This is a genomic window from Sphingobium psychrophilum (assembly GCF_012927105.1).
GTDB lineage: Bacteria > Pseudomonadota > Alphaproteobacteria > Sphingomonadales > Sphingomonadaceae > Sphingobium > Sphingobium psychrophilum.
In genome coordinates this window covers 217,068-233,870 of the sequence record NZ_JABBFV010000003.1, presented here as the reverse complement: position 1 = coordinate 233,870, position 16,803 = coordinate 217,068, and the positions used below count along the sequence as shown (strand labels likewise).

The 16,803-nt window shown below is 64.6% G+C and carries 21 protein-coding genes; 15 read left to right on the top strand and 6 right to left on the bottom strand.

The window, feature by feature from the left end:
- Positions 1–63: 63 nt before the first annotated feature.
- The 7 genes from argB to HHL08_RS06140 all read left to right on the top strand — a co-directional run bounded on the left by argB (position 64) and on the right by HHL08_RS06140 (position 4,467).
- Positions 64–981, top strand: a complete 918-nt coding sequence (gene argB / locus HHL08_RS06170) for an acetylglutamate kinase (RefSeq protein WP_169571601.1) — start codon at positions 64–66, stop codon at positions 979–981.
- Positions 982–992: 11 nt separating this feature from the next.
- A complete protein-coding gene (locus HHL08_RS06165; protein ID WP_169571600.1) occupies positions 993–1,559 on the top strand; it encodes a DUF1993 domain-containing protein in 567 nt (188 codons plus the stop codon).
- A 98-nt stretch (positions 1,560–1,657) separates the two neighbouring features.
- The gene (locus tag HHL08_RS06160) at positions 1,658–1,972 is read left to right on the top strand and encodes a YggT family protein (RefSeq protein ID WP_235954956.1); all 315 of its coding nucleotides are present in this window, start codon (positions 1,658–1,660) and stop codon (positions 1,970–1,972) included.
- Complete coding sequence (locus HHL08_RS06155; RefSeq protein ID WP_169571701.1) at positions 1,969–2,307, top strand: DUF167 domain-containing protein; 339 nt, start codon at positions 1,969–1,971, stop codon at positions 2,305–2,307. Before HHL08_RS06160 ends, HHL08_RS06155 begins: the two co-directional genes overlap by 4 nt.
- Positions 2,304–3,197: a bifunctional methylenetetrahydrofolate dehydrogenase/methenyltetrahydrofolate cyclohydrolase FolD gene (gene folD, locus HHL08_RS06150; protein WP_169571599.1), complete on the top strand. Its 894-nt coding sequence runs from the start codon at positions 2,304–2,306 to the stop codon at positions 3,195–3,197. The genes HHL08_RS06155 and folD overlap by 4 nt, the downstream gene beginning before the upstream one ends.
- Positions 3,194–3,853 carry a YybH family protein gene (locus HHL08_RS06145; RefSeq protein ID WP_169571598.1) on the top strand — a complete coding sequence of 220 codons (660 nt, stop codon included), beginning with the start codon at positions 3,194–3,196 and terminating at the stop codon, positions 3,851–3,853. Before folD ends, HHL08_RS06145 begins: the two co-directional genes overlap by 4 nt.
- Positions 3,850–4,467, top strand: coding sequence for a MarC family protein (locus HHL08_RS06140; RefSeq protein ID WP_169571597.1), 618 nt, complete (start codon positions 3,850–3,852; stop codon positions 4,465–4,467). Before HHL08_RS06145 ends, HHL08_RS06140 begins: the two co-directional genes overlap by 4 nt.
- Before the next feature lie 124 nt (positions 4,468–4,591).
- On the opposite strand, the gene HHL08_RS06135 is transcribed toward HHL08_RS06140, so the two are convergent.
- The gene (locus HHL08_RS06135; RefSeq protein WP_169571596.1) at positions 4,592–5,272 is read right to left on the bottom strand and encodes an OmpA family protein; all 681 of its coding nucleotides are present in this window, start codon (positions 5,270–5,272) and stop codon (positions 4,592–4,594) included.
- 151 nt (positions 5,273–5,423) lie between these two features.
- Here HHL08_RS06135 and HHL08_RS06130 point away from each other — a divergent pair, with 151 nt between their 5' ends.
- Together HHL08_RS06130 and HHL08_RS06125 are read left to right on the top strand one after the other, a co-directional pair.
- On the top strand, positions 5,424–6,740 hold the full coding sequence (locus tag HHL08_RS06130) for a hemolysin family protein (RefSeq protein WP_169571595.1): 1,317 nt from the start codon (positions 5,424–5,426) through the stop codon (positions 6,738–6,740).
- Between the two features lie 183 nt (positions 6,741–6,923).
- Positions 6,924–7,976 carry a hypothetical protein gene (locus HHL08_RS06125; protein ID WP_169571594.1) on the top strand — a complete coding sequence of 351 codons (1,053 nt, stop codon included), beginning with the start codon at positions 6,924–6,926 and terminating at the stop codon, positions 7,974–7,976.
- 441 nt (positions 7,977–8,417) lie between these two features.
- Here the strand turns inward: HHL08_RS06125 and HHL08_RS06120 are convergent, their stop codons facing one another.
- Positions 8,418–9,047, bottom strand: a complete 630-nt coding sequence (locus HHL08_RS06120) for a c-type cytochrome (protein WP_169571593.1) — start codon at positions 9,045–9,047, stop codon at positions 8,418–8,420.
- A gap of 185 nt (positions 9,048–9,232) precedes the next feature.
- Here HHL08_RS06120 and HHL08_RS06115 point away from each other — a divergent pair, with 185 nt between their 5' ends.
- From HHL08_RS06115 to HHL08_RS06090, 6 genes are all read left to right on the top strand, one after another.
- The gene (locus HHL08_RS06115) at positions 9,233–10,123 is read left to right on the top strand and encodes a prephenate dehydratase (RefSeq protein ID WP_169571700.1); all 891 of its coding nucleotides are present in this window, start codon (positions 9,233–9,235) and stop codon (positions 10,121–10,123) included.
- 143 nt (positions 10,124–10,266) lie between these two features.
- Positions 10,267–10,995 carry a sterol desaturase family protein gene (locus HHL08_RS06110; RefSeq protein ID WP_169571699.1) on the top strand — a complete coding sequence of 243 codons (729 nt, stop codon included), beginning with the start codon at positions 10,267–10,269 and terminating at the stop codon, positions 10,993–10,995.
- A gap of 29 nt (positions 10,996–11,024) precedes the next feature.
- Positions 11,025–11,429, top strand: a complete 405-nt coding sequence (locus tag HHL08_RS06105; RefSeq protein ID WP_169571698.1) for a DUF2141 domain-containing protein — start codon at positions 11,025–11,027, stop codon at positions 11,427–11,429.
- A gap of 142 nt (positions 11,430–11,571) precedes the next feature.
- A complete protein-coding gene (locus HHL08_RS06100; RefSeq protein ID WP_169571592.1) occupies positions 11,572–12,483 on the top strand; it encodes a tetratricopeptide repeat protein in 912 nt (303 codons plus the stop codon).
- 19 nt (positions 12,484–12,502) lie between these two features.
- On the top strand, positions 12,503–13,117 hold the full coding sequence (locus HHL08_RS06095) for an LON peptidase substrate-binding domain-containing protein (protein WP_169571591.1): 615 nt from the start codon (positions 12,503–12,505) through the stop codon (positions 13,115–13,117).
- Complete coding sequence (locus HHL08_RS06090; protein ID WP_169571590.1) at positions 13,114–13,335, top strand: Trm112 family protein; 222 nt, start codon at positions 13,114–13,116, stop codon at positions 13,333–13,335. Before HHL08_RS06095 ends, HHL08_RS06090 begins: the two co-directional genes overlap by 4 nt.
- A 193-nt stretch (positions 13,336–13,528) precedes the next feature.
- Here HHL08_RS06090 and HHL08_RS06085 read toward each other — a convergent pair whose 3' ends face one another.
- From HHL08_RS06085 to HHL08_RS06070, 4 genes are read right to left on the bottom strand one after another with little or no spacing between them, the layout of a single operon-like run.
- Positions 13,529–13,960, bottom strand: coding sequence for a RidA family protein (locus HHL08_RS06085; protein ID WP_169571589.1), 432 nt, complete (start codon positions 13,958–13,960; stop codon positions 13,529–13,531).
- A gap of 18 nt (positions 13,961–13,978) precedes the next feature.
- Positions 13,979–15,271, bottom strand: a complete 1,293-nt coding sequence (locus HHL08_RS06080; RefSeq protein WP_169571588.1) for an aminotransferase class V-fold PLP-dependent enzyme — start codon at positions 15,269–15,271, stop codon at positions 13,979–13,981.
- Complete coding sequence (locus tag HHL08_RS06075; protein ID WP_169571587.1) at positions 15,268–16,401, bottom strand: aminotransferase class I/II-fold pyridoxal phosphate-dependent enzyme; 1,134 nt, start codon at positions 16,399–16,401, stop codon at positions 15,268–15,270. The genes HHL08_RS06080 and HHL08_RS06075 overlap by 4 nt, the downstream gene beginning before the upstream one ends.
- Positions 16,398–16,802: a c-type cytochrome gene (locus HHL08_RS06070; protein WP_328804581.1), complete on the bottom strand. Its 405-nt coding sequence runs from the start codon at positions 16,800–16,802 to the stop codon at positions 16,398–16,400. The genes HHL08_RS06075 and HHL08_RS06070 overlap by 4 nt, the downstream gene beginning before the upstream one ends.
- Position 16,803 lies beyond the last annotated feature (1 nt).

Here is a 16,803-nt window from a genome sequence, read left to right as displayed (position 1 = left end):
TTCCCGCTCCAAAGAGCGCTGGCGGGGTGTGCGCAAACCTTGCGGCGGGCCACATATGGCCTTATGCGCCCGCGCATGAACAGCAAGCACGCTCCCGATCCCGCGCTCCTGGCGAAGGCCGAAACCCTGGTCGAGGCGCTGCCCTATATGCAGCGCTATGCCGGCAAGACCTTCGTCGTCAAATATGGCGGCCATGCGATGGGCGATCCCGAAGCCGCGCGCGATTTCGCCGAGGATGTCGTGCTGATGAAGGCGGTCGGCATCAATGTCGTCGTCGTCCATGGCGGCGGGCCGCAGATCGGCGCGATGCTGAAGAAACTGGGCGTCGAATCGCAATTTGTTGGCGGATTGCGGGTCACCGACGCGGAAACCGCCAAGATCGCCGAAATGGTGCTGGCGGGATCGATCAACAAGGAAATCGTCGGCTGGATCGCCGGGGCTGGCGGCCGCGCGGTCGGTATTTCGGGCAAGGATGGGGGCCTGGTCCTGTGCGAGAAGGTTGGCGGGCGGCGCGAGGCGGACCCCAATTCGGGGATCGAGCGCAATGTCGACCTGGGCTTCGTCGGCGATCCGGTGTCCGTCGACCGGCGCATATTGGACACGCTGGCGCAGGCTGGCATCATTCCGGTGGTCGCGCCGGTGGGCATGGGCGTGGACGGCCATACCTATAATGTGAACGCCGACACGATGGCGGGGGCGATCGCGGCGGAACTCAAGGCGTCACGGTTTTTTCTGCTGACCGATGTCGCGGGCGTGCTGGACAAGCAAGGGCAGTTGTTGAGCGATCTGGACCCCGCGGCGATCGCCGTGTTGCAGCAGGACGGCACGATCAGCGGCGGCATGATCCCCAAGCTGGAAACCTGCGTCCGCGCGGTCGAGGGCGGGGTGGATGCTGCGGTCATATTGGACGGGCGGGTGCCGCACGCGATGCTGCTGGAAATCTTCACCGATCAGGGCGCCGGCACGCTGGTGCGGAAATAAGGGGCTTAGATATGACGCTGACCAGCCTGATCGTCCCGACCTATGTGCAGATGCTGACGACGCTGTCGGGCTGGCTGGACAAGGTGCAGGCGCAATTGCCCGCGGCCGACGCCGAGGCTCTGCTGTCGGCGCGACTGGCGCCGGACATGTTTCCGCTGGCGACGCAGATCCGCTTTGCCTGCGTCCAGGCGCATGAGGCGGTCTATCGGTTGCAGGGCGCGGCATTTCCCGCATTACTGGACGAGTTGCTGAACGAGGGGCGCGATGCGGGGGAGCGGCCCGGTTCGATCGCGGACGCAAAGGCGCGGATCGGCGAGGCGGTTGCGTTGCTGGAGAGCCTGCCCGCCGATGCGCTGGATATGGCTGATGGCGCGGCGGTCGAACATGCGCTGCCCAATGGCATCATCCTTGACCTGACAGCGGAGCAATATGCGCGGGACTGGACACTGTCGCAATTTTATTTTCACCTGATGACCGCCTATGCGATCCTGCGGGCGCAGGGGGTGGCGCTGGGCAAGGCGGACTATGTCGCGCATATGTTCGGCCATATCCGGCCGGGGACGATGCCGGCGGGCTGAGCGTGTGTCTTTATCCGCGTCGGGCGCTTGTGGCGGGATGGTCAGATAGCTAGATACGACATTACATTCGCGGCAGCGCAGCATGGAAGGCCGGTAGCTTGTTGGAATTTCTCAACGCCCTGAACGGGATCGTCTATATCGTGCTGGAGGCGATCTGGTGGATCATCATCGTGCAGGCGGTGTTGAGCTGGCTGATTGCGTTCAACGTGATCAATACGTCGAACGAATATGTCCGCAACGGCCTCTATGCGCTCGATCGGATGACCGAGCCGCTCTATCGCCCGGTGCGCAAGGTGCTGCCCGATCTGGGCGCGCTGGACCTGTCGCCGATGGTGGTGTTGCTGGCGGTCATCATCTTGCAGGGCCCGGTGCGTGAGAATCTGTTCGCGGCGCTGATGCGGGCCGCGGCCTGACGCCAGCCCCGACAAGCGTCTGGACGGCGGCGGGGGACGACCTGTTGATCGCCGTCCGGCTGACGCCGGGTGCGGCGAAGGATGCGATCGGCGGATGTTGGGTTGACGAGCGCGATGCGCATTGGCTGTCCGCGCGGGTCCGCGCCGTGCCGGAAAAGGGCAGGGCCAATATTGCGCTGATCGCGCTGCTGTCGAAACGGCTGGATTGGCCGCGCAGCGCGATTTTGCTGGAATCGGGCGACACCAACCGGCTAAAGCGGTTGCGGATCATCGGCGGAGGCGCGGCGTTTGCGCGCCTGACCGCTCTCCTCGACACATGGGTAGAATTGACATGACCATCGGCAAGCTCATCGACGGCAAGGCGTTCGCCGCCACCCTGCGCGACAAGGTGGGCGAGGGCGTTGCGGGCTTTGTCGAGGCGACCGGGCGCAAGCCGGGGCTGGCGGTGGTGCTGGTGGGCGAAGACCCGGCGAGCAGCGTCTATGTGCGGTCCAAGGGCAAGATGACGGTCGCGGCCGGCATGGAGAGTTTCGAGTTCAAGCGGCCCGACAGCATCGGCGAAGAGGATCTGCTCGACCTGATCGAAGAGCTGAACCATGACGACCGGGTCGATGGCATATTGGTGCAGTTGCCGCTGCCGGGGCATATCGACGAGGCCGCCGTGATCGGCGCGATCGATCCGGCCAAGGATGTCGACGGTTTCCATGTCGTCAATTCGGGCAAGCTGGCGACGGGGCAGGAGGCATTGGTGCCCTGCACGCCGCTGGGCTGCATCATGTTGTTGAAGGACGAACTGGGCGACCTCAGTGGTCTGGAGGCCGTGGTCGTGGGCCGGTCCAATATCGTGGGCAAGCCGATGGCGGCGCTGTTGCTGGCCGAAAGCTGCACCGTGACGATCGCGCATAGCCGCACCCGCGACCTGGCGAGCGTCGTCCATCGCGCCGACATCGTCGTCGCCGCCGTGGGCCGTGCCGAGATGGTGAAGGGCGAGTGGATCAAGCCGGGCGCGACGGTGATCGACGTCGGCATCAACCGCGTGACCGATACCGAGGATGGCAAGGCCCGGATCGTGGGCGATGTCGCCACCGCCGAGGCGCTGGCCCATGTCCGTGCGATTACGCCGGTGCCCGGTGGCGTCGGGCCGATGACGATCGCGGTGCTGCTGCGCAACACCCTGGTCGCGGCCCATGCGCGGGCGGGGCTTGGCAAGCCGGAGGGATTGTGAGGGCGCGGCTGGCGCTGCTGGCTTTGGCGGCGGCGGCTTTGGTTGCTGCGAAACCGCCTTTGCGTTTTCAGCCTGATCCCAGTTCCGTCATTGCGGCGGAGATCGCGTTCAACCGGCTGGCGCAGGAAAAAGGGCAATCGACCGCCTTTGCAGAAACGGCCGCCGACGACGCGGTGATGTTCGTGCCGCAGAAGGTTTTGGCGAAGGAATGGCTGAAGAAGCAGGCCAATCCAGCGGCGTCGGTCCGCTGGTCGACGTCGGTCGTCTATGTGTCGTGCGACGGCAATCTGGCCGCGAGCACTGGTAACTGGACCCGGCCGGACGGGTCGGTCGGCTATTATTCCACCATCTGGCGACGCGGCAAGAAGGGGCGCTGGCTGTGGATCATGGATCATGGCGACACGCTGACCAGCGCGCGCGCGGCACCGGAGTTTCTGAGCGGGAAGGTCGCGACGTGCAAGCGCGGGCCGCAAGGGGACGCGCCGCCGCCGCCGCCTGCGCCGAGCAAGAAGGGCGACGCGCCGCCGCCGCCCGACGAGAGCCTGCTGTGGAGCGCCGACGTCGCGACGGACGGCAGCCGGCAGGTGACGGTGCGGATGTGGACTGGCGCTGCCTATGAAACGGTGATCGACGACACAGTGAGGGCGGGATCATGATCGAGCTGTTCATTTCCGCGTTCGTGACGTTGTTCGTCGTCATCGATCCGCCCGGCTGCGCGCCGATCTATGCCAGCCTGACCAATGGTGCCAGCCCGGCGCAGCGGCGGGCGATGGCGATCCGCGCGGTCGGCATCGCCGCGGCGATCCTGTTCGTGTTCGCCTTGTGGGGTAAGCAGTTGCTCGGCACGCTGGGCATCGCGCTCGACAGTTTTCGCATCGCGGGCGGGATCATGCTGTTCCTGATCGCGATGGACATGGTGTTCGAGAAGCGCACCGAGCGGCGCGAGGACCGGGCACAGAAAATCGCGGAGACGCCGGAGGTGGAGGATGTCTCCGTCTTTCCGATGGCGATGCCGATGATCGCGGGGCCGGGGTCGATCGCCACGGTCATGTTGCTGATGTCGCGGGCCGACGGTTTGTCGGAGCGGCTGGTGGTGCTGGGCGCGGTGCTGTTGACGTTGCTTCTGATGCTGGGATCGTTGCTGGCGGCAGGGCCGTTGATGGCGATGCTGGGGCACAAGATCGAGGCTGTGATTACGCGCTTGCTGGGCGTGCTGCTGGCCGCGTTGGCGGCGCAGTTCGTGATTGATGGGTTGAAGGCGAGTTTTTGACGGAACAATTCCGTTGGCTTCGAGCGTGTCGAGAAGCGGTTAGCAATGCGCCTGGCGTTTAGCTTCGCTGAACTCGGCTTTGCCTTGTTTCTCGACTTCGCTCGAAACGAACGGATATTGTGGTTTAGCCCTTCACGTCGGCTTCCGTCACCGGGGCGATCTTGATTTCGACACGGCGGTTGGACGCCTTGCCTTCTTCGGTCGCGTTGGACGCGATCGGTTGGGTTTCGCCGAAGCCGCGGGTGCCGATGCGGGCCGACTGGACGCCCTTGCTTGCCAGGTAACTGGCGACGGCCTGAGCTCGGCGTTCGGACAGGGTCTGGTTATAGGCGTCGGCGCCGTCGCTGTCGGTGTGGCCATAAACGTCGATATAGGTCTTGGGATATTGCGCCAGGACCGAGGCGACGTCGTTCAGCGTCGGCTGGAACTGCGGCTGAACATCCGCTTGATTATAGGCAAAGGTGATGCCCGAGGGCATGCGCAGCAGCAGATTGTCACCGTCGCGAATCACGTCCACGCCGCTGCCGGCGGTTTCCTCGCGCAGCTTGCGTTCCTGGGCGTCCATATAGGCGCCGATGCCGGCACCCGCGACAGCACCAATGCCCGCGCCCAGAATCTTTTCGGTGCGGTCGTTGCGGCCGCCGACCAGATCGCCCAGCAGATAGCCGCCCAGCGCGCCGCCAATGCCGCCGATCGCCGCCTTCGAAATGCTGCGCTGGCCCGTGGTCGGGTCAGTGGTGCAGGCTGTGGTGGCGAGCATGGCGGCCAGCCCTGCGGCGCCGATGATGCGGTGAGAAATCCTCATTGTCCTATTCCCTTGTCTTCTCGCGCTCCTGAGGAGCGACTGATCCCATAATGGGCGAGTATGACGTTTGTTCCACATGCGAACTGAACGGATAATGAGGGGGATGTTGTGAAATTGAAAGATTAGCGGTTATAGGAGGTAGTTGACCACCATGGCCACGATCCCCCTCCATAATCCGACGCCCTTTCCATGGGCCGATCTTGTCATCATCCTGGCGCTCGTCGCCTTGAATGGTGTCTTCGCCATGTCCGAGCTGGCCATCGTGTCGGCGCGCAAACCGCGCCTGCAAGGGCTGGAGAAGGCCGGGCGCAAGGGCGCGACCACGGCACTGAAGCTGGCGAGCGATCCGGGCAAATTCCTCTCCACCGTGCAGATCGGCATCACCCTGATCGGCATCGGCACCGGTGCCTATTCGGGTGCCAGCCTGGGCGGGCCGGTGGGCGAACGGATGCAGATGCTGGGCCTGGCACCCAATCTGGCGGAAAATGCCGGGTTCGCGCTGGTCATCGGCCTGACCACCTATGCGTCGCTGATCGTGGGCGAGTTGGTGCCCAAGCAGTTCGCGTTGCGCGCGCCGGAACCGATCGCGGTGGTGATGGCGACGCCGATGCTGTGGCTGTCGAAGATCACCGCGCCGATCGTGTGGGTGCTGGACGGGTCGAGCAGCCTGATCTTCAAGCTGCTGCGGCTGGACCGCGAATCGGAACATCATGTGACTGCCGAGGAGTTGCACCTGATCGTCGCGGAGGCGAGCAAGTCGGGCATCATCGAGGAAAGCGAGCGGGCGATCATATCGGGCGTCGTGCGGCTGGCCGACCGGCCGGTGCGCGAGGTGATGACCCAGCGGATGGACGTCGACTGGATCGACATCGCCGCTGACGACGCGACCATCCGCGCCAAGTTGCTCGATACGCCGCATACCCGCCTGCCGGTGGGGCGCGGGTCGGTGGAGGATATTATCGGCATCGTCCAGGCGCGCGATATCATGACCGCGCTGTTCCGGGGCGAATCCTTGAATGTCGGCGCGTTGATGCGCCGGGCGGAGGTGGTGCCGGACCAGGTCGACGCGATGGACGCGCTGGAAGTGCTGCGCCGGTCGGACGTGCCGATGGTGATGGTGCATGACGAATATGGCCATTTCGAAGGGATCGTGACCCCGGCGGACCTGCTGTCGGCGATTGCGGGCCATTTCGCGTCCGACCGTGACGCTTATGACGAGCCGGACATGGTCGAGCGGGACGATGGCAGCCTGCTGGTGTCGGGGCAGATGCCGATCGACCAGTTGGCCGAGCGGATCGGCATCGACCTGTCCGAAGACCGCGACTATGCGACGGTGGCGGGCCATGCGCTGTGGCTGCTCAAGCGGTTGCCGGAAGTGGGCGACTATATCGACGACCAGGGATGGCGATTCGAGATCGTGGACATGGACGGGCGCAAGATCGACAAGCTGCTGGTGGCGGAGCGGTAGGGGGCTGCCCTTTTCGGCAAAGCGACGAAGCGTGGCTGCACTGACCGTAGCAGATCGTTAATTTGACCTTCATCGATGCTCAGAAGCGGACGCCGACGCAAAGCACCTGATTTCTGGACAGATTCCAGATAGGCATTCATCCACTTAATTGTTCTGCAATCGAAATCGGCGATCACGATCAAGATGGACCCGATCTATTCCCTCTTCTTCGTCTGCTACGCCATAGGCTTCCTCTTGGTCGCTTTCTTGTGGCGATGGTATCTCCTGCCAATCGGCGTAGGTCTCTTGTTGCTGCTATGGTGGGTCATAAGGGGTGTTTTCAATGAGGATTCGCCCGGCGTCATTGTTGCAGCGCCTATGGTCGGCCTCGCGTTCCTTGGCGTCCTTGCCGGGCTCCTCGCGGCGCTAATTGTCCTATTAACGCGAAAATTGGCGCGTCGTTGGGCGTCGCCGGTAGTCATCCTGCCAGCCACGTTCTTTACGGTGCCGGTAGTGGTGTTCGGGCTACTCTTCTGGCAGCAGACGAGCTTAAAGGCCCGTAGAGCGCCGCCCTCGGCTTCATGCCTTGCGCGTCTGCATCCCGTTGTCCTGGGCGGCACGCCATTGGCGCTGCCGCTCGCCCCGGCACTTTCGGTCGGACAGGGCCGCGAATATGATCCCAACTATCCGCTCGACTTGAACGAAAAGGCCCGCAAGTTCTGTGCTGAAACGTCAGCCGGACCTATCAAAATCACGAATTTGACCGCGCGGCTGACGCCCGACTACTCGCGGCATCTCGCTGTTCGCAGGTCGACCTTCTGCGCCAGCGCGAAACCCTATGGATGGTGGCATGATCTCTGCCGCCGCGAACATGGCGACAATCCGCCCTCCGAATATCCGCGCGAAGTTTCATTTTATGTGCTGGGCGAATACAACGCGCGCAAGATGCACGCGTTTTCGGCGGACGAACTGGAAAGATTGAAGGTGGACAGCCTAACGGCCAAGGAACTGGGCCGGGGCGTGCGGCGCTATGGCGATGGACACTACTCATATTTCACCCGCCGCGATGTGCCCGGCTATTTGGCGCGCTGCTATTCAACTGGACCCGTGAAGACCGATCTGGCGTGCGTCGCTGGCTATCGGCTAACACCCCGGATCGGGATCATCTATGAGTTCGCAACGCCAGCAGACGCCTTCGCCGAAAAGTCTGTCGCATTCGATCAGCGAGCACGACAAGTTTTCGAAAGTCTCAAATGACAGGCGCAGCTTTTTGATATTGTAAGGTGATCTCCTGACGCCAAACACACGATTGTCAGGCGTAGTTCGGCAGTTTGAATGAACGGCGCTGCACGCCTGATTTGATGTTCGAAAAACACCGTCGGATTGTGAAAGTGCCCGACAACCCCACGGGCGGTGTTTTCCGTTGCCGTGAAACGGCCGCCATCGGGCTACACCTAGCCGTAACCCGCAAGTCCCGCTTCCCGCCCCTTTTCGTCATTGTCGCGCGAATAGTCGCGTGCCTCTTCACCGACCCGCCTATGCGGAGATGACGGCATAGGAGTGGGGGGTCTGTAACCTACCCCAAATCCGTCATCACGTTACACACCAAGGTCGCTTCGCTGCGGACGCAATCAACCTAAACGACAAAGGGCGCGGCAACCAGTGCCGCGCCCTTTGTCGTTTGGTCTTTGACGCCGCTTATTCGCTGGCGTTGGTCGCGTTCGCTGCGGGGGCTTCGGCCGCATTGGCGGCGTTGCCGGCTTCGGCAGCATTTGCGCCTTCCGCTGCGGCCGGCGCGGCGTCGGCGGCGGGGAGGGGGAGGTTGGAGCCCTGCGTATTCAGCCAGGCGATGAGGTTCGCGCGGTCGGCGGGGTTGCCGAGGCCCGCGAAGGTCATCTTGGTGCCGGGGGCAAATTCACGCGGGCTTTTCAGCCAGTGGTCGAGATTATCGAACGACCAGTTGCCGCCCTTGCTCTTGAGCGCGTCCGAGAAGGCGAAGCCGGCCTTGCCGACAGCGATAGCCTCACCCACGGTGCCGTAAAGGTTGGGACCGATGCCGTTGGCGCCGCCCTGGTTGACGGTGTGGCAGGCAGCGCATTTGGCGAACACCTTTTCACCGGCCGCGACGTCTGCGCTGGCGAGCAGGGTGTTGAGGCCGGGACCGGTGTCACCGCCGCCTTCGCCCTCGGCTTCGACGCCTTCGATCGCATAGCCCATCTTTTCGGGCCGTTCGTCATGGAAATATTTGGAGCTGACGATTGCACCGCCAAGCGCGATGATCCCCGCAAACAAAGCCCAGCCCGCCACGGTGTTGAAACGATCGCCCATTTCGCTCGATTTCCCTTGCGCTTCTGTTCTGGCGGCTGTCTTCCGCGCCCCCTCTTGTGCGCTGCCATAATGGCGGACACGCCACCATGCAAGCCGGGTTGGCACGGTAAATCGCCCTTTGCGTGCGCGGACGCCGCGGCGATGCTTGCGTGGGGGCGGGTGAAACCCTAAGCGCGCAGCCAGCCATGGAAAATTATCCCGCCCCCGCCCGCGCGATCGTCGCGCAACTCGCGCAAAAGGCCGCCGCCGACCCGGCGCGCGCCGTCGCCTATCAGGGCGCGCCCGGCGCCAATTCGCATCTGGCCGCATTGGGCTATGCCCCCGATTGCGTGCCGCTGCCCTGCTTTGCGTTCGAGGATGCGATCGATGCGGTGCGTAATGGCCTGGCGGCGCGGGCGATCATTCCCATTGAAAACAGCCTGCACGGCCGGGTGGCGGACATGCATTTCCTGCTGCCCGAATCGGGGCTGGCGATTGTGGACGAATATTTCCTGCGCATTCGCCATTGCCTGATGGCACCCGACGACAGCCCGGTGAAGAGCGCGATCAGCCATCCGCAGGCGCTGGGCCAGTGCCGCCATTATCTGCGCGAGCGGGGCATCCAGCCGGTCGCCTATGCCGATACGGCGGGCGCGGCGGCGCTGGTGGCGGAAACGCGGCTGCCCGGCGAAGGCGCGATCGCGCCCTATCTGGCGGCGGAACTCTATGGCCTGCGCCTGATCGCCGAGAATATCGAGGATAGCGACGATAATATGACCCGCTTCCTGGTGCTGGCGCAGGAGGGCAAGATGCCGGTCGCCAATGTCGGGCCGGTGATGACGACATTCCTGTTCGAGGTGAAGAATGTGCCCGCCGCGCTCTATAAGGCGATGGGCGGCTTTGCGACCAACGGGGTCAATATGACCAAGCTGGAAAGCTATCAGCGGGGCGCGAGTTTCGCCGCGACCGAGTTTTTCTGCGATATCGAAGGGATGCCGGGCGACCCGGCGGTCGATCGGGCGCTCGCGGAACTGGAGTTCCACACCAAATGGGTGCGGCAGCTGGGGAGTTATCGCCAGGCGCGGCCCAGAACATAGGCTGTTGGGGCAGCGTTCCCCGGCGAAGGCCGGGGTCCAGTTCTGACCGTGGAACTGGACCCCGGCCTTCGCCGGGGAACGCTTCGTTGATTGATTAGTCTGTTGTGCTTCCACAGCGACGCATCAGCGACTATGGCCTCACCATGGTCGCAGCCATCCTCCTGTCCGCTCTGGCGATGAGCGTCATTGTTGGCGTCCGCTATTTGCTGGCGAGCGGCGGGTTTGCGCTGGCGACGCGGATTCGCCAGCCGGGCCTGTATCACGGCCTGGAAAAGCAGATGGGGCGGGAGATCGGCTGGTCGCTGGCTTCCGCGCTGATTTATGGCGTGCCAGCAGGCGTGGTCGCATGGGGCTGGCAGGAACGGGGCTGGACGCGCATCTATAGCGACGTGCATGTCTTTCCGCTGTGGTGGCTGCCGGTGTCGGTGCTGCTGTATCTCGCCGCGCACGACACATGGTTTTACTGGACGCATCGCTGGATGCATCGGCCGCGGCTGTTCCGGATCGCCCATGCGGTGCATCATGCCAGCCGGCCGCCGACCGCCTGGGCGGCGATGAGTTTTCATCCGTGGGAGGCGCTGACCGGGGCGGTGGTGATCCCGGCTTTGGTGTTCCTGATCCCCATCCATGTCGGCGCGCTGGGATGCGTGCTGACGATCATGACGGTCATGGGCGTGAGCAACCATATGGGGTGGGAGATGTTTCCCCGCTGGATGGTGCGCGGGCCGATGGGCGGGTGGTTGATCACCGCGACCCATCATCAGCGGCATCATGACCAGTATAACTGTAATTACGGGCTGTATTTCCGTGTCTGGGACCGTTTGTGCGGCACCGATAAGGGATTGGGCGATTTCAAGAAGGTGGGTGCGTGAGCCTTGGACGACGGGTGCTGTTATTGGCCATGGCGGGATTGACGGCGGCGGCTCCTGTTGGCCAGCCACAGATGCTGACGGTCGTTCTGGAGGGGCTGCGGTCCCACAAGGGGCAGATATTGGTGTGCGTCACCCGATCGGCCGACCATTTTCCCGATTGCACCAAAGACCCTGACAAGCGGCATTTCGCGGTGCCGGTCAAGAACGGGCCGATCCCGCTGGGCACGGTCGCGCCGGGCGATTACGCGATCGCGATCGTCCATGACGAAAATGGCAATGGCAAGCTGGATACGTTCATGGGCATCCCGCGCGAAGGGGTAGGCTTTTCGCGCAATCCGGTGTTGCGCTTCGGTGCGCCGAGTTTCGGGTCAGCAAGCTTTTCGGTTGCGGGCGCCCCGGTGGAGCAGGCAATCAGGCTCAAATATTTTCTTTGAGGGATTCATCGCTTATCCTTTTCGTAGCCCGGACAGCCAACCAGGTCGCTTAAAGTCCGGCCGTCTTGTCCGTGAGGGGTGACGCCCCACATAAGGCGCGGTATGACGGCGGCGGATGACCGCATGGACAGGAGAATGAAGCGTGGCGACCCTGGGATTGAGCGAGGCCGACAAGGCGGCCGTGGAGGCGTTTCGCCAGGACGTGGTGGAGCCTTCGCGCACGCAGTTGGTGATCGTCGATTTCTGGGCCGAATGGTGCGGCCCGTGCAAGCAACTGGCCCCGGTGATCGAGAAGGTGTGCGCCGACTATGCGGCCAAGGGCGTCAAGCTGGTCAAGGTCAATGTCGATGAGAATGGCTTCATCGCCAGCCAGTTCCGGGTGCAGTCGATCCCGACCGTCTATGCCGTGTTCCAGGGCCAGCCGGTCGCCGACCTGACCCAGGCGCGGACCGAGGGGCAGCTCAAGCAATATCTCGATCAGTTGCTGGCGCAATTGCCGATCGAATCGGACGAAAAGGCGCAGTTGCAGGAAATCGCGCCGCTGATCGCCATGGGCGAAGAGGTGCTGGCGGCGGGCGACGCCGAACGCGCGCTGTCGGTGTTCGGCCAGATCGCCGAGATGGTGCCCGATAATGTCGAGGTGGTGTCAGGCCTGGCGCGGGCGCTTGTGGCGCTGGGGCGGCTGGAGGAGGCGGAAGCGGTGTTGGATGCCCTGCCCGCCGATGTCGCCAAGAATGTCGCGATCGACCAGGCGCGCGCGGCGATCGCGCTGGCGCGGGACGTGAAGCCGGTAGCCGACCTGTCGAGCGTGCAGGCGAAGGTGGACGCCGATCCCGACGATCATGAAGCGCGGTTCGAACTGGCCGGCGGGCTGATGGCCAATGGCGATCGCGATGGCGCGGCCGATTCGCTGCTGGAGATCGTGCGGCGCGACCGGACGTGGAAGGACGGCGCGGCGCGGGCGCAACTGCTCACCATATTCGAGGCTGTGGGCCTGGAAGATCCATGGGTATCGGGGCAGCGGCGCAAGCTGTCCCAGATCCTGTTTTCGTGACCGTCATGGCCCCCAAGCTATGAACCGCGCGCGCGTCTCCATCTTTCCCTTGCCCGGCGCGCTGCTGTTGCCCGGGATGGACCTGCCGCTGCATATTTTCGAGCCGCGATACCGCGCGCTGATCCATGATGCGATGGCGCGCGACCGGCGGATCGGCATGATCCAGCCGCGCGGGGCGGGGGCGGTGCCGCCGCTGTTCGATATGGGCTGCCTGGGCCATGTCAGCCAGATCGAGGCGCTGGACGACGGGCGGTTCAATATCGTGCTGACCGGCCTGGCGCGGTTCCGGCTGGTGCGCGAATTGCAGGTGCCGACGCAATTTCGCCAGATCGAGGCCGATGTCGAGCAGGCGCCGCAGGAGGATGAGGTGCTGCACATGGTCGAACGCGCGGCCCTGGAGCAGGAATCGCGGCGCTTTGCGGATTCCTTGGGTTATGTGGTGGACTGGACGGCCGTGTCGCAGCTGGACGATACCGCGCTGGTGAATGGCATCGCCCAGATCGTGCCGTTCGACCCGGCGGCCAAGCAGACTTTGCTGGAGGCCGATACGCTGTCCGAACGATGTGAGCGGATCATCCAGTTGATGCAGATCGTTGGCCGGATCGAGCGCGACGGCGGGGCGACGATGCAGTGAATGGCGGGGCAACGAGTGGCGAGGTTGCGCCCATCGATCCATGGTTGCTGGAGAAGCTGGTCTGCCCGGTGACGCGGACGCCGCTAAGCTGGGACGCGGCGCGTGGTGCGCTGGTCTCGGAGGCGGCGGGGCTGGCCTTTCCGGTGCGGGATGGCGTGCCGGTGCTGGTGGTGCGGGAAGCTGTGGCCGTCGATTTTCCTGACATCCGTTCGTCCTGAGTAGCCATTGAGCGAAGTCGAAATGGCATATCGAAGGATCGCGCGTAGCGCTTGATGCTTCGATATGGGTCTTCGACTTCGCTCAGACCCTACTCAGCACGAACGGATCGAACTAAGCTGAGGCTATCTCAATCTAGGTGGGCGCGTCCTTCTACAGGCTCGGGACGAACGGAGGTGGGTGATATTCCCGCCCTCACTTGAACGCGGCGATGCATTCCACTTCCAGCGGCGCGCCCAGCGCCAGGCCGTCCGCGCCGAAGGCGCTGCGGGTGGGGAGGCGTTTGCCTTCGAAATAGGGAAGGTAGGCGGCGTTGAAGCGGGGCCAGTCGGCCATGTCGTCGAGCATCACGGTGCATTTGACGACGTGGCCGAAGTCGAGGCCATTGGTCGCCAATATCTTGCCGATGGAGTCCATCGCGCTCTTTACCGCGGCGTCGAAGCCTTCCTTATGCTTATCCATACCTTCGGGCGCCTGGCCGATCTGACCGGACATGAAGAGGATGTCGCCGACCCGGATCGACGGCGAGAAGGGCAGCTTGGCGGGCAGGGCCTGCGGCGCGGCGGCGGGCTGGGCGAAAGCGGGGGTGGCGGTTAGCAGCAGGGCGGTGGCGAGCAGGCGCTTCATAAATCTCTCCCTAAAAAATCAGGCGCGGGGCAGCGCGGCGAGCAGGCGGTCTACATCATGCATATCGTTAAAGATCGACGGTGCGATGCGGAAATGATGGTCGTGCAGCGAAAGGCGGACCTGCGCCCTCGCGAGCGGGTCGGCGAGGCGGGTCTTCGCGTCGGGCAGCAGGGCGGTTAGCAGCGGCGTAGTTGTGCCGGGCGGGGTGATGAGGCGGTAGCCCTTGGCGGTCAGGCCCTCGCGCAGCGGGGCGATCAGGCTTTGGGCATGGGCCTGGATCGCGGGCACGGTGAGCGCGGTGATATGGTCGAGGCCATGGTCGATCGCCGCGACCACCGCCTGCGCATAGGTGCCGGTGCCGAAATGGCCGAGCGCGCCGGGGCGGATGGCGTAGCTGGTGGGTTCATTGCCTGATGAGAGGGGATTGGGTGGGTCCATCGGATAGACATGGGTTTGCGGCGGCGACAGGCCGATGCCGGGCGGAGCGCCGGGCGCAGCGAAGCCATAATAGCCGAAATCGGCGAGTGGCAGCGCCTCCAGCACGCCGCGCCGGGCATAGAGGAAGCCCAGGCCAAAATCGCCCATCAGCCATTTATAGGTGGCGCAGGCGGCGAAATCGACGCTGCTGGCGTGGAGATCGACGGGAACCGCGCCCGCGGCATGGATGATGTCGGCATAGACCAGCGCGCCCGTGGCATGGGCAAGGTCGCACACCGCCTTTAGGTCGTGGTGGAAGCCATTATAGGTGGAGACGAGCGACAGGCTGACCAGTTTCGTGCCGGGGGTGATGGCTTTGGCCATGTCGTCCATGTCGATGCGGCCGTCGCGCGCCTGGACCCAGGCGACATCGACCCCCTGCTTGGCCAGTTCCTGATACATGGGGAAGCCAGCGTAGAAATGCAGCGTGTCGGTGACGATGCGGCCTTTATCGTGCGGAAAGCCCAGCGCGCGCAGCACCGCCTGTTCGCCCATGGTGGTGGATTGGACCCAGCAGAGTTCGTCCGGGTCCGCGTTCACCAGCCGCGCGAATTTGGCGATGGTGGCGGCGCGGTCCACCGGCTTGCGGGCGGCGGCGGCGGGATCGAGCGTGCGGGCGGCGACATAGGCGTCCATCGCGGCGCGCGCGCCCAGGCTGATCGGGTGGGTCGAGGCGCTGTCGAGATAGGCGATGGGGGTGGGGGCGAAGCTGGATCTGTCGGGTAGGCCAATTTTTTCGGGAAGGCTGGGCGTAGTGGCGCTGGCGCGGGCCGCCTGCGCCGCCAGCGGGACGGCGATCGCCGCGCCCAATGCCTGACGGCGGCTGAGGGTCACGCCATGACCTTGAGGAAAGCGGCCTTGAATGCCTGCATTTCGGCCGGGCTGCCGAAGGAGACGCGGACCCAGTCGTCCATATGCTTGCGCGGGCCGCCGATGAAGACGCCTGCCTGCGCCAGCGCAGCGGTGACGGCGGCGCCGGGGCGGCCGACATGGATCATGGCGAAGCTGGCCTGGCTGGGCAGGTAGCGCAGCCCCCTTGCATCGAGCCAAGCAAACAGATCGTCGCGCACCGCCTTATTTTCCGCCTTGCGGGTCGGGAGCAGGGTCGGGTCGAGCAGGCTGGCCTCCGCCGCCAGCACGGCCGGCATCGGCGTGATGTTGGTGCCATAGCGGGCCATGCCGTCGAGCAAATCCTTGCGCCCGGCGATCAGGCCGCAGCGCAGGCCGGCCAGGCCGTAGATTTTCGAGAAGGTGCGGGTGACCAGCAGGTCGGCGCCTTGGGCGACCAGATCGAGGCAGCTCTGCGCGTCGCTGAAATGGATATAGGCTTCGTCCACCAGCAGGATGCTACCCTTGGGCTTGTTCGCCAGCAGCCAGTCGATGTCGGCGCGTGCGGTGGTGAGGCCGGTCGGGTTGTTGGGATTGCAGAGGTAATAGACGCCGGCGTCGGGCGCGGCGGCCAGCAGCTTGCGCGGGTCGGCGGCGAAATCGCCCGACAGTGGGACGGCGACCGATCGGGTGATGCTGGCATTGTCGAGGCCGAGAAACCCCTGGTCGAAGGTTGGTTCGAAATAGGCGATCGGACGGTCGGCGCTGGAATAGCTGAGCGCCACGGAGCGGAGCGGCATGAAGGAACCGGGGTGGACCTGCACCTGGTCGGGGGACAGGCCGTTCTGGCGCGCGAACAGGCTTTCAAGCTTGCCCGCAAAGGCCATGCCGTAGCGGCCGGAGAGCGGGGGGAGCTTCGCCAGCGCGGCGAGCGCGGCGGGGCAGGGGCCGACCGGATGTTCGTTGCTGTTGATATAGACGGCGTCGGTCAGCGTGGCGGCCATGGCGGCGGGATCGTCGGGCAAGTCGACCTTGCGCCCGCGCTGGGCGAGGACGGGGGCGGTGGTGCCCGCGACGGCGGCGACGCCGATTGCGCCGTGCATCAACATTCGGCGGGAGAGGGCGGTGTCGGTCATTCTTCGCTGCCCTTGATAGCGGCGGCGATGCGCTTCACATCCGCTTCGGCGACCGGATCGGCATAGCTGTTGTCGAAATGGGTGCGGACATAGCCGACCACGGCGGCGACCTGGCCGGGGGTGAGCATTTCGGAGAACCAGGGCATGCCGCCTTGCCCCTTCATCACCACGCTGATGGGATAATCGGCCGTTGCCAGTTTCGCATTATGGGCCAGCGCCGGGACGGCGCCGTCGGGCGACCCTTGTGCCTGGGCCAGGTGGCAGGCGGCGCAGACCTGTTTATAGACCTGCTCGCCATCGGGCAGCGCCAGCTTGACCGGGCGGCCGCCGGGCGAATCGGCGAGCGCAGGGGCGGCGGCCAGCGCGGTCAGCAGGGCGAGGCGGATCAGGGTGCGGCGCACC

Excerpts from the sequence above, each read along its gene's own strand:
- argB (WP_169571601.1), top strand. The coding sequence starts at position 64 with ATGCGCCCGCGCATGAACAGCAAGCACGCTCCCGATCCCGCGCTCCTG.
- HHL08_RS06165 (WP_169571600.1), top strand. The coding sequence starts at position 993 with ATGACGCTGACCAGCCTGATCGTCCCGACCTATGTGCAGATGCTGACG.
- folD (WP_169571599.1), top strand. The coding sequence starts at position 2,304 with ATGACCATCGGCAAGCTCATCGACGGCAAGGCGTTCGCCGCCACCCTG.
- HHL08_RS06140 (WP_169571597.1), top strand. The coding sequence starts at position 3,850 with ATGATCGAGCTGTTCATTTCCGCGTTCGTGACGTTGTTCGTCGTCATC.
- HHL08_RS06135 (WP_169571596.1), bottom strand. The coding sequence starts at position 5,272 with ATGAGGATTTCTCACCGCATCATCGGCGCCGCAGGGCTGGCCGCCATG.
- HHL08_RS06130 (WP_169571595.1), top strand. The coding sequence starts at position 5,424 with ATGGCCACGATCCCCCTCCATAATCCGACGCCCTTTCCATGGGCCGAT.
- HHL08_RS06125 (WP_169571594.1), top strand. The coding sequence starts at position 6,924 with ATGGACCCGATCTATTCCCTCTTCTTCGTCTGCTACGCCATAGGCTTC.
- HHL08_RS06120 (WP_169571593.1), bottom strand. The coding sequence starts at position 9,047 with ATGGGCGATCGTTTCAACACCGTGGCGGGCTGGGCTTTGTTTGCGGGG.
- HHL08_RS06115 (WP_169571700.1), top strand. The coding sequence starts at position 9,233 with ATGGAAAATTATCCCGCCCCCGCCCGCGCGATCGTCGCGCAACTCGCG.
- HHL08_RS06110 (WP_169571699.1), top strand. The coding sequence starts at position 10,267 with ATGGTCGCAGCCATCCTCCTGTCCGCTCTGGCGATGAGCGTCATTGTT.
- HHL08_RS06105 (WP_169571698.1), top strand. The coding sequence starts at position 11,025 with ATGGCGGGATTGACGGCGGCGGCTCCTGTTGGCCAGCCACAGATGCTG.
- HHL08_RS06095 (WP_169571591.1), top strand. The coding sequence starts at position 12,503 with ATGAACCGCGCGCGCGTCTCCATCTTTCCCTTGCCCGGCGCGCTGCTG.
- HHL08_RS06085 (WP_169571589.1), bottom strand. The coding sequence starts at position 13,960 with ATGAAGCGCCTGCTCGCCACCGCCCTGCTGCTAACCGCCACCCCCGCT.
- HHL08_RS06075 (WP_169571587.1), bottom strand. The coding sequence starts at position 16,401 with ATGACCGACACCGCCCTCTCCCGCCGAATGTTGATGCACGGCGCAATC.